The 12,159-nt window shown below is 49.8% G+C and carries 6 protein-coding genes and 1 pseudogene; all 7 read right to left on the bottom strand.

The window, feature by feature from the left end; translation table 11 throughout:
* Positions 1-159 precede the first annotated feature (159 nt).
* Positions 160-552, bottom strand: a complete 393-nt coding sequence (locus tag ACFTRD_RS03565) for a GNAT family N-acetyltransferase (protein WP_379377763.1) — start codon at positions 550-552, stop codon at positions 160-162.
* Between the two features lie 90 nt (positions 553-642).
* Positions 643-1,242, bottom strand: coding sequence for a DUF6933 domain-containing protein (locus ACFTRD_RS03560; protein WP_379377762.1), 600 nt, complete (start codon positions 1,240-1,242; stop codon positions 643-645).
* 610 nt (positions 1,243-1,852) lie between these two features.
* A complete protein-coding gene (locus ACFTRD_RS03555; RefSeq protein ID WP_379377761.1) occupies positions 1,853-4,987 on the bottom strand; it encodes an S-layer homology domain-containing protein in 3,135 nt (1,044 codons plus the stop codon).
* An 881-nt stretch (positions 4,988-5,868) separates the two neighbouring features.
* Positions 5,869-7,911 (bottom strand): B12-binding domain-containing radical SAM protein, encoded by a 2,043-nt coding sequence (locus tag ACFTRD_RS03550; protein ID WP_379377760.1) that lies wholly within the window; start codon positions 7,909-7,911, stop codon positions 5,869-5,871.
* A gap of 493 nt (positions 7,912-8,404) precedes the next feature.
* Positions 8,405-10,285, bottom strand: a complete 1,881-nt coding sequence (recQ, locus tag ACFTRD_RS03545; protein WP_379377759.1) for a DNA helicase RecQ — start codon at positions 10,283-10,285, stop codon at positions 8,405-8,407.
* Positions 10,286-10,626: 341 nt separating this feature from the next.
* A pseudogene (locus ACFTRD_RS03540) lies at positions 10,627-10,941 on the bottom strand (Rpn family recombination-promoting nuclease/putative transposase); the annotation flags it as partial.
* A 9-nt stretch (positions 10,942-10,950) separates the two neighbouring features.
* Positions 10,951-12,069: a glycosyltransferase gene (locus ACFTRD_RS03535; RefSeq protein WP_379377757.1), complete on the bottom strand. Its 1,119-nt coding sequence runs from the start codon at positions 12,067-12,069 to the stop codon at positions 10,951-10,953.
* Positions 12,070-12,159: the final 90 nt, after the last annotated feature.

Raw genomic sequence — 12,159 nt, 5'->3', positions numbered from 1 at the left:
TTAGGTGGTGCGGATGTGTCCGATGACTATGCTTCCTTCCTACCGAAATTCCTCTTCGATTTCACCTCTAACTACTTTCGGACCAAGGGGCCGATGCCCCGACGAATGAACATGATGTTATCTGATGCTCCCAACTTCTTTGATAAACTCACAAAATTCCTATACCATATCTGAAATAAACATGGCTTTAGTTCCTTCTTCTGGCTTAAATCCAAATATTCCATAGAATTTTTCTGCACTATCATAGGATATAAGCACTTTTGTTTTGATATTAGAATATCGACTAAGCATTTTTTCCATCATTCTCTTTCCAATTCCTAATGATTGATATTCTTTATGTACTAACATGTAATGAAAATATACTGTCATCACACCGTCAGACAGTGCATTTATTAAGCCAACTAATTTGGTATCATCCCATGCAGTAATAACCGTATGCGAGTTTTTTATTGCTTGTCTAAGATCTTCTGGGAAATCTCCTGATTTCCAGTCCACCGAGTGAAACAGTTCTTGAATTGCTTGTTTATCAATATCTTTTATTTCTTTGAACATGACTGTCTATACGGTAACGGTAATGGCTTAAATCATCAGGCAACGCAGACGACCGTTCCTCTCCCAAAAATGGTTAAGCTAAAAAGGACTCTAATTCTCCATTTCAAACCTCGTTTGAAGCTCTTTAACAAATACTTCGATTGGTTCTTTGTAGTCGATGGGTTTGTAAATGGATCTATTATTCCACTTATGCCGTATGTCTTTATCTCTAAAATCATTGTCTTCAACTTCAAGTGCCTTCATCACAAGCATGAGGTCATTCATGGTACTTATAACAGAACGACTATCCGTTTTGGTGATTGTGTCCTCGTTACATTTTTCCAAATAATAGTTCGCCAGGTGATCAGGAATTTCCTCAACAGCCAAGTAAGCCTCCAAATTTTGTTTAAAGATGGATGCCAGTTTACTGGCCTGATTTGTTCTAATCCCACTAACCGTTAAACTTAATATGGATATATCATTCATAAACACATAGTGTTTTCTGCCATATAACGTGAAAAAGTTTACATGCCAACTAAAGAAAGCATCTGTCTCTTTGATAGTTTCCGGTTTGACATTCAGATCTTTTAATGTTGGTTGAGTTGGTTTGAAAATAATCATACACGAGTCCCCCCTTTCAAAATCTTCGTTCGGTTCGATATCATCGATGAAATGCCACTTGCCTTTACTTCCTGCCAATACACTTTCCATGCCTTCTCATCTAATACTGTATTTTCGGTGTAGTTGTCCATAATCTTTTGTATCCGCTTCTTTGTAAAATCATACATATTCTCTAACTCTTCTGCCTTGATCCATTTTGCTTTGATTATATCACGATGTTTTCTCAGATTTATATGATTGCTTTAACTTGTGAAAGGTACAACGTAGCGCAGCTTGTGCAATGGCAAGCCGCATGAGGGTGAGGTGCTGCCCCCAATAGGGCAGTACCTCACGAGGTTGCACCGCATGCATTAGCGTGGTGCTAATGCTGCCATCACGAGCACAATTCCGTGGTGGCAACACGTGGTGCATCACGGTAGCTGCGCCGTGATGCACGCAAAAAAAAGCGCCGCGACCTCATCGTCGTGGCGCTTCCTCCTGCTGCATGATGCCATTCGGCCATGCAGCTTGTGTTACACGTCGAAAAGAAATGGACGTATCGCCGAATCACGGAGCACTTAGCTACAAGAACTTGCATTGTTAAAACAAAAAACCGTCCGTTTGGCGGTTTCTATTCGTATATGTCCTGTCCTCTGGCAAATGTATAAAAAAACAACCACTGACGGCTTTAGGCTGTCAGTGGTTGATTGAATAATCTTGCTTACTTGTCAATTAAATTGGTAATTTTCAGCATCCTTGCAATCAGTGCCGTCACTTCAGCACGCGTCATCGGAGCTTTCGGGCTGAGATGAGTACCTTCGCCCTGAATGATGCCTGTTTCGATCAATTGCGCCACATCCGCCTTGGCCCAGTTCAATACGCTCGCACCGTCTTTATATTCGGACAGAGCAGAAGTATTCTGACTAACGGCAGCTTCGGATTTAATCAGGCGGTACGCGCGGGCTACCATTGCGAAGCCCTGCTCTCTCGTAATTGGCTGGTTGCCGTAGAAGTTGCCATCGTCATAACCGCGAACGATATCAAATTCATCCGCAATCGCGAGGGCATTTCCGTACCAGGCGGAAGTCGGTACATCCGGGAAGTTATTCTGCGACGCTTCCTGACGCATCAGACCCAGGCCGAGGACCACGATCTCCGCGAACTCGGAACGGGTTACGCTGCGTCCCGGCGAGAACGTGTTATCCCCGTTCCCCTTCAGATCCAGTCGTGCCGCAATGTTATTCACATCCGCTTGACCCCAATGGGTTTTCACATCCGTGAAATCCTGCGGATTCCAGATTACCGAGTACGTACCGCTGCTGCGCAAATCATGGATTTGTGCATAATAACGATTGCTGATCTTCGTTACAACGGTTGGCAGGTGATATACGCTGCCGTCCGGATTCACTACAACACCCGTCGTAATCCGGTTCGGATCGATGCCTTCCGGGAGAGCGATGTATTTCGCCGCATAGCCGTTCAATTGACCGGATTTTACGGTTTGACCGCCATGGCTAAACGTCAGGTCCAGATCAACCGGATCAACCAGCAGCTCATAACCTCCCGCTGCTGCCTTGTCCTTCGCAGATGCAATCAAGGCATCCGAAGAACGCTTGATGTCGATACGAACACCGATATCGTTCAGCGCTGCATTGCCCAATTGACCGGCGACAGCATTCAGGTTCATTTTTCCGACAGGTACCGGATAAATGGCCAGTGGGTTACTGATTTTCAGGCTTGCGCCCTTATCGCCCAGTTTCTTCAAAGTGTCTGCCGTCAAGCCATCAACCGTCATATCGCCTTCATTTGGCGAGTGAATCGACAGATCCTGGCCTGTACCTTCCGATACAGCTTTACCCAGCTTGTCCGGGTCTACCTTAACTGACGTTGTCGTACGGCCGTCTGCAGTTGAAGTTGTGCCTGTTGCAAACGGATCGTCTTTGCCATTCAAAGTTACGTCGAGATTGCCCTTTGGAGCTTCAGGAGTACTTGGTGCTGCTGGCGTTGTTGTTGGAGTCGTGCTTCCGCCACCTCCGCCTCCGCTGTTACCATTATTTCCATTATTGAATGTACGGAAGACGGTCAGCGTATAGAGTTTTTCCCTTCCGTTAACGGTAACCTTAACAACAATCGTGTTGCTGCCTTCATTCAAAGGCAATTCATTGCTTGCTTTACCGCTGGCTGCATCCGTCCAGGCACCATTGTTGAGCGAAAACTCAATCTTGGCGTTCGGATCCAGACCTGCAAGCGAGTCCAGTGTTGGGGTGAAATATACGCTGTACGTTGCAGTAGTAGCGGTGTAATTGTACGTATTCTCAGCAAAAGCCGGTGACAGAGGTATCGAAGTTCCATCGTTGGCATTCAGCTCGAGACCGGTAAGATGCGATTTTTGAGCAGACTCGACTACGATTGTCTTGGATTGTTTGGTCACTTTTCCATTTTTCAATGCCGTTACATCGACCGTATATTTTCCATCCGGCAATTCTGCCGACGGGGTAAAGCTCCAATTTCCATTACTATCTGCTTCTACTTCCCTTGTTTCAATCACTTTGCCGTTCTCATCCTTCAATTCAACGGTGACTTTCGAATCTTGGTCTGCCACACCTTTGAGTTCAGGCTTGGAGACGTTGACCAGCCCGCCGCTCGGCTCGGTGATCAACATGGGTTGCAGCAGCTCTCTCGCTGTTTTCAATTCCTGAAGTGCTTTATCTACTTCTTCTTGAGTTTTGGTTTTGTTGTCAAGCACGGCTTTGGCGTCTTCCAGAGCTTTTTTATACGCTGGCCATTCCGCTGCCATATAATCTTCTTGGTTCAGTTGATCCCCCTCTTCAACGGCTTGCTTAAGATCGGTACTATTGACAATAGCAACGGTTTTCTCGGCGATGATATCCAAATTTTCATCGCCCGCCATGCCGCCGTATTCAATAACATACCCTGTAACATTGTTACTCAAAGGGTAATCGTTCCACTGTCCAGCGCTGCTGCCGGGTCCAAAAATATGGGCCACATATTCCAAACCAGAATAATTATTGGGTTCGTTGGCGGCCCAATTTGCATACCCTATTTTTGTGCCGCCCAGATAACCCTCATAGAACTTCTGGCCATTCCCGCTATCTTGCTGGCCCTCCGGTCCGGTTACCCAACGCCAGTCACCAGTATTTACGGGTTCACCGTTTTTTCGTTGGATATCTTGTGCGCCAATCCATCCAAGACCTAACGTCTTTTCTTTTACAAACTCATTCTCTTGAGCATCTGTGATAGTGACCAGATATCCTTCGCGCCCGAAATAATCGTCGGCTGCAGCCTCGTTCTTCGCCTCGGCCCAGGTAATATTGCTTCCCTTATTGATATATTTATAAAAATGGCCGTTAGCATCATTTGGGAGGGCATCACCCAAGGTAAACCTAACGGTTCTGGCTGACGTATTACTGGAGGTTGTTGAGAACGCAACAGTCGATAATGTCTGATTATAGGCTTCCGCTGAAGCAGTTCCCTTCAACGTTAAGACACCATTCGCAGGATTATATGTTCCTGTGATTCCTGTCGCTGCGGTAAATGTCAATTGATCCCCTGCTTGAAAATTTTCAAGCAGCACGGTGGCAGCGTCCAGATTTATTGTATAAGAGGAGTCTTGAATCAGAATTCCAGGATCAATAACGGCCCCGGACGATTGCTCTCCGTCCAAAATATCGTAGCTGGTTGTACCACCTGATGTGGATATTAAAGCTTCGCCTGCATCAGCTGCACTTGCTGTCGTCGGGAACATTGCTGGTGGTAAACCGCCCACGGTCAGAGCCGCTGCGAGAAATAATGCTCCATGCTTTTTCTTAAGAAACTTGTTGCTTTGTTTTGACACGTACCTTTCCCCCAATTCTTTTTTAGACTTTCTGATGTAGACAAATCCTTTTTGGCACTTTTTCATATGAGCAAATGTTTTTCTTTTTTTTCGACGACCTCCCTAATTTAATTATCAATTTATGAAGTTACCTCATGTTGGATTGTAAAAATAGAGCTCTATTTTTCATCCAATCTCTTCGAATTAACATGGGGTTATATTCTCGGCAATTCCCCACAGTTTCTGCAACTCTTATTTTAACGATTGAATCTATACAACAACTATACAAACCATCTGGCCGGGTAGTAATCTGCACATGTACTGCATCAAAATGGTTCGTAAAATCCTGGATGGTTGCAATAGTGTAGGAATGATCCACAGTTTCTTATTTGGCTCCCACCGTCTACCCTTTAACTGACGAATGCGTTGAATATGTACAGCATTTAGGGAATATGGACATGCAATGAGTCAGCTGAACCTTTAGTTACTGTGATTGTCTCTTCAGTTTTGGCCTAATCATTCATACGAAACTCTCCTTTGACTGAATTGGGTATGTGATTCTCATGGGGATTTGGAAAACAAAAAAGGAAGATCATTCTTCATCCCGTATGGGAGTCAGATGACCTTCCGATGCTTTCGGAACATGTATGATGTTGTAAAAGGTAGATCGGAGCGCGGCTTGTACGATGGCGGCAAGCCGCGTAAGGATGAGGTGCTGCGCCCACTGGGTGCAGCACCTTCTTGAGACGCACCGCGTTCATTAGCGCGGTGCTCATCATTGCAGCATCACAAGCGCATTGCCGTGATGCATGCAAAAAAAAGTGCCACGGCCATAAATCGTGGCACTTTCTCCCGCTGCATGCCGCCAATCGGCCATGCAGCTCATCCTAAGGCCGCTGCATCTACATGGCAGCGGCTTCTTCCCCCAGCGGCAGCGTGTAATACTGCGCCTGCTGCCCTTCATGCTGCTGGTACACAACAACCAGCAGCGTCCGGCCTTTCGCGGCAAGCGGGCTGGCGCCAGCAAGCACACGCTCAAGCCGGAACGGAAGCACATCCAGTACGGTGTGCTTCTGCAATTCCTTTTCGCCGAGACCGAGGTCGGCGAAAGCACGGGCACCCATGACCGTCTGTGCGGTCATGGCTGAGGTCATCGGCAACGCACGCGAAGCGTTGCCGTCCACCCCGTCCGCCGCTCCATCCGCAGCGGACCCTGTTGCGTCGCCCGCAGGGAGCGACGCTGCACCCCCGGCACTGCTGCCAATCACACCCGCCGCATCTGCGGCAGAGTCTTCCCCGGCAGCAGCCGAATTGCCCGCAGCGGCACTCACACTCGTGCCGCTGCTTTCGAGCCATGCCGTGCCAGTGGCACCGGCTACACGTGGCAGGCGAACGTCTTCCGGACGTTCAGCCAACATTTTCATATAACCCGCCCACTGATCTTTCTGGAGCGGTTCTTCCCACCAGATTTTGCGTGGTTTGTATTTGTGGCCGAGGAAATAATCGAGCTTCATCAGACCGAGCACGATATCCATATGCGGCGTATTGCGCGACTCCAGGAAGCTGTGCAGACGAGTGAACAGATCCTCCAGCTGGTGGCCGATCTTCTGCCAGCCCTGACCCTCCCAGTAATCCCCGAACGCCTGGAAGAAATCAAACGGCGAGTTGAACTCCTGCTCCATCAGATACTTCAACGTATGGTCCATCCGGTGAGCATTCCAGTATTTCTCCAGTACATCCTCCAGCCGCTTCAGACGCACAATATCGCTGAACGGCAGCACGTCACTGCCCAGAATCTCATACGGCGCGTGGTCCATATACGTATAGTTGTACTTCTCCGCGTCCAGACGCAGACCCGTACCGCGCAGCATTTTGAGGAATCCGAGCTGAAGCTCTTCCGGACCCAAAGCAAACACATCATTAAACGTCTTGCGAAACGTATTGTAATCTTCCTCTGGCAGTCCGGCGATGAGATCCAGATGCTGGTCGATTTTGCCGCTGGCTTTGACCTTGTTCACCGTACGGCTCAGCTTGGCAAAGTTCTGGCGGCGTTTCACCAGTTCATTTGTCGGATCATTCGTGGACTGAACCCCGATCTCGAACCGGAATGTACCCGGCGGTGCATTCTCTGCCAGATAGTCCAGTACTTCGGGACGCATAATATCAGCCGTAATTTCAAACTGGAACACCGTCCCCTGATGATTCTCGATCAGGAATTTGAACATTTCGAGCGCATAATCCCGCTTAATATTGAATGTCCGATCCACAAACTTGATCAGCTTCGCACCCTTCTCAATCAGGTACAGAATGTCCGATTTCGTCCGCTCAATATCGTAATACCGCACGCCGACCTCAATACTGGACAGACAGAACTGACAACTGAACGGACAGCCGCGACTGGTCTCAAAATAAACAACCCGTTTCCCGAGATCCGGGATATCCTCTTCAAATCGGTGCGGTGAAGGCAAATCGTTCAGATCCGCTTTCGGCCGTCCTGGCATGAGAATGACTTCTTCCCCCTTGCGGTACGCCAGTCCATAGACAAAATGGAACTTCTTGCTTCCCTCCAGCTCTGTTAAGAGCTGATGCAGCGTCTCTTCCCCTTCACCCATCACGATGAAATCGACATTGGGAATCCGGTTCATCCAATATTCCGTGTCGTAGGACACTTCCGGCCCACCCAGCAGAATTTTCACGTTAGGCATAACCTTTTTCAGATTATCAATGACCTTGATCGTCTCTTCTATGTTCCAGATGTAACACGAGAAACCAATCACGTCCGCGCCGCGCTGATACAGATCAGACACAATATTCATGACCGGGTCCTTGATCGTATACTCCGCCAGCTCAATATCAAAATCCTTCTCACTGTACGCCTTCAAACACCGCAAGGCCAAGGAGGTATGGATGTACTTTGCATTTAATGTAGAAAGAATAACCTTCATGGTTCACAACCTTTGCCTGGACACCCAGACCATATTTTTGGGGTAAAAGTAAAACTCCACAGCCATCCTGCCCCGGATGCTGCTCATGCAAACCTCTAACTCTTGCTCCGAGCCATACCTACATCTACATCTGCACCTGAACCTATAACTATAGCGATAACTATCCACATGCCACTACCTACCTCTAAAGGTAGACATTCCACTCCTCATGGACATATCCAACTTTTGTCTTTCAAAGAGTGGACACACCTTTCAAAAAGACATATATTCCCCACCATACCCAAATCACTACATACAGTATGAGTTGCACACAGACAAACTACATGCAGTATCCAATAACGCTCGCCATTCCCACCGCCAATGTCCACCTTTTGAAAGACAATGTAGCCCCTTTTGTCCACCACAGAGAGACGATCGATCCAAGTCCATGTCCATGTCCATCATTCAGGGGCACTCCGCACACAATGCAAAGGTACAACCCGCTACTTACTTCTTACTCATACTCGTAAAAAGCATCATCATCCGTATCGACGTCTTCGCCCGATTGCTTCTGGAAAAACTCCAGGAATGGCAGTCCGTACTTGCGGTACTTGACTTCACCGACCCCTTTGATATCCAGCATGTCACGTTCTGTCCGTGGACATACCACACTCATCTCACGCAAGGTCGCATCATTGAAAATAATGTACGACGGCACATGCTCTTTCGCCGCCAGATCACGCCGGATCAGACGCAGCTGTTCGAATACCGTCTCGTTCACCGCAGATGGCATTGCATCGCGTCCGCGACGTCCGCCATAGTTCGTACCCGAAGCGGTTGCTGCCGTCTTGCGAACCACACGCTGCATCACTTCACGCTGACCTTTGAGTACTTCTACCGCAAGTGGCTGCAAACGAACGACCGGATACTGCCCCTCGGACAGCATCAGATAGCCTTCCGATACCATCACGTTGATGATCTCGGCAATCTCACGTTCCGTACGATTGCCCATCACACCATAGGTTGGCAGGGAGTTGAAGCCGTAATCGAGCACTTTTTTGGCACGGGAGCCTTTGAGTACCGAAGCGACCAGTGATACCCCATACCTTTCACGCATGCGGTGAATGCAGCTGAATATTTTCTGCGCATCAATCGTCATATCCACCAGCTCGCGGTCGTCCGTACAGGAACTGCAAATGCCGCACGGCTTGTCCTCGTGTACCTCGCCGAAATAATCCAGCTGTGCACTGCGTAGGCAGCGCGTCGTATAACAATAATCCACCATCTGTTGCAGCTTCCGGTAATCGTTCTGCTTGCGGTCTCCCTCCATTGGGTTCTGCTCGATCAGGAACTTCTGGGTGATAATGTCCTGTGCCCCAAATAGCAAAATGCACTGGCTCGGCTCACCGTCCCGTCCCGCACGCCCGGCTTCCTGCACATATGCCTCCATGTTCTTCGGCATGCTGTTATGAATAACGTATCGTACGTTAGATTTATCAATCCCCATCCCGAACGCATTCGTCGCCACCATCACCCGGATATCATCGTACAAAAAAGCTTCCTGGCTCTGGGCCCGTTCATCGTCCGTCATCCCTGCATGGTAGCGTCCTGCTGGCAAGCCTGCCTGCAATAAACGCTGATGCAGATCGTCCACGTCCTTGCGGGTCGCGGCGTATACAATCCCCGGTTCGCTGGCATGCTCGCGCGCGTAATTCAGGACAAAGTCCTTCTTGCTCTCGCCGCGCAGCACGCTGAACGCCAGATTATCCCGCCCAAGTCCGGTCACATACGTCTGCGGGTTCTGCAAACGCAGCAGCCGCAGAATATCGCCCATGACCTCGGGCGTCGCTGTAGCCGTGAAGGCCGCCACCACTGGCCGCTCCGGCAAACTGTCCACAAACGGCGCTACTGCCAGGTAGCTTGTCCGAAAATCATGCCCCCACTGCGACACACAGTGGGCCTCATCCACGGCAACGCACGAGATCGGCAAATAGCCCATCTCCTCGCGGAACCAATCCAGCTCCAGTCGCTCAGGCGCGACATAGAGCAGCTTCAGCTCACCGCGCTGCGCCGCGCGGATGCGCTCATTCACTTCTTTGCCGCTTAACGTACTATTAATATAAGCGGCAGCAATCCCCGCGGTCGTCAACGCATCGACCTGGTCCTTCATTAATGAGATCAACGGGGAGACGACAAGCGTCAGACCCGAATATAACAGAGCGGGGATCTGATAACAGATCGACTTCCCGCCCCCGGTTGGCATAATGCCGAGCGTATCTTCACGTTCGAGCAGGCTGGCTACAATCTTTTTCTGTCCCTCACGGAAGTCGGGGTAGCCATAATATTTTTGCAGGAGACCCTGCGCTTCTTCTAATGTAGGTGTTTGCACACTCATGTAAAGACTCCTTACTTATCACCGGTGTTCTTCCACCAGCTTGGTCCGATCCGATTCTGACATCCGAAAGCGGCATAACCCGCATCCTTGACAACAAAATGGCGTTCTCATGACTTGTCCGTCAAGCAAACGCCGCTCCCTTTAGTTTAACGGCCCAGACCCGAATGAGCAACCGCGTTTTCATGTAAAACGATCTTTGGCAAATGTGTAACAGCGGTATCACCTAAGTGGTCGGAAAGATTGCAAGTAAAATCAGGTGCGATTGAGGGCTTCCAGGACAAATTAAAAAAACCGCCTGCCCTTTGTGGGCAAGACGATTGTTTGGATTTGGAGTTCATTTGCTAGTCTCTTAGCGCCTCAACTTCAGAATCGGTTAGACCACTTGTTTTGGCAATGACTGAAACTTCGATACCAAATGAGAGCATGTTCTTTGCAATCTCGATCGCCTTTCTTTTTTCACCTTCCACTAATCCTTTTTCCATTCCCTTTGCTATTCCTTTTTCTATGCCCTTTTCCGTAGCCCATTCAATCATCGAGGCTTCATTGTGCAAATACTTCTGACGTTCCTCGTACAGTCGACGAGCCTCCCGATCCTGACTCAGAAACTCCAACGTATCCATCGCTTTCTTCAATGTCTCTGGATTCACCTCCAGAACAGATCAATATTAGTCTGTCTCTTTTTCTTCCAGGCTGCTGTTCCCCGTACTCAACACCTCTTCAATCTTCTGCCGATTGGCGAGCAGGCCGGGATCATTCGGCAGGAACTCACAGGCTTTCCCATTATGTAGAAGCGCCTGTTCCCAGTAGCCCATCTGGGCATAACAGATCGAGAGTCGGGCATGCGGCAGCCATGTGCGGCATGCCACAGGCACCGGACGCAGCCCGGTATCCCGGCTGCTCACGTCCAGTGCCTGCATGTACCAGTAGATGGCCGCCATCCAATCCTGCCGATCCTGGAAGCAGGCAGCTATCGAGCAGCAGAAGTCAGCATGCGGCAGATCGTACTGGAACGACTGTAGCAGCGCCCCAAGCTTGCGGCCCGGCTCGCCAAGCCGCTCATAACATTCCGCCAGCCGCGCGCAGGCAAGGAGCCGATCCTCGCGATAGCCGCTCGGCTCCAGCAGCAGCTTCGCATACGCCCGAACCGCCGCCGCATAACGCTGGCGGTCATAACATTCGCCTGCATAATAGAACAGCAGGCGTCCCTGGGCTGCGCCCTCTTCGGCGATCCATTTGCGCAGGATGCGCACGTTTCGCGCCGAATGATGGCCCGCTTCGCGGCGGTGCGTAACGGCAATGTCTGCCGTAATGACCCCGCCCGGCGGGAAAGCAAGCTGCTCGTGCAGCCGGCCATGCCAGCGGCATCCCGCATTCCGCTTGACGAGGCGCAACCGACGGTCCGTCACGAGCGGACTTCCCTCCGGCGCCTCGGCCAGCGTATAGCTCAAGATCACAGCCGCCGTCTCCCCCCCGGACGGCAGCTGCTGCTTCAGCATCTCCAGCTTCGCCCGATCAGCAGGAAGCAGCACATCATCCGCATCCAGCCACAAGATATACTCCTGCGTGGCATGGTCGAATGAATAGTTGCGCGCTGCCGCAAAATCATCCTTCCACTCATACGTGTAGACATGGTCGGTATACTGCGCGGCAATCTCCATCGTACGATCGGATGAACCGGTATCTACAATAACGATCTCATCCGCAATTCCGGCGACCGAACCCAGACAGCGCGCAAGCGTGCGTTGTTCGTTCTTCACAATCATACACAGGCTGATGGTGATCACGGTTTAAGCCCCTTCCTGTCTTGCGCGTATTGCTATAGCTGTGTTACTGCCTTGCCCTTTTCTACTTGCATACTTGCTTCTTACCTTCTT

It is taken from the genome of Paenibacillus sp. NPDC056933 (genome assembly GCF_042674385.1).
Taxonomy (GTDB): domain Bacteria; phylum Bacillota; class Bacilli; order Paenibacillales; family Paenibacillaceae; genus Paenibacillus.
The sequence above is the reverse complement of the archived record's forward strand: the minus strand, read 5'-3'. Positions and strand labels throughout refer to the sequence as shown.

Excerpts from the sequence above, each read along its gene's own strand:
- recQ (WP_379377759.1), bottom strand. The coding sequence starts at position 10,285 with ATGAGTGTGCAAACACCTACATTAGAAGAAGCGCAGGGTCTCCTGCAA.
- ACFTRD_RS03560 (WP_379377762.1), bottom strand. The coding sequence starts at position 1,242 with ATGGAAAGTGTATTGGCAGGAAGTAAAGGCAAGTGGCATTTCATCGAT.
- ACFTRD_RS03550 (WP_379377760.1), bottom strand. The coding sequence starts at position 7,911 with ATGAAGGTTATTCTTTCTACATTAAATGCAAAGTACATCCATACCTCC.
- ACFTRD_RS03565 (WP_379377763.1), bottom strand. The coding sequence starts at position 552 with ATGTTCAAAGAAATAAAAGATATTGATAAACAAGCAATTCAAGAACTG.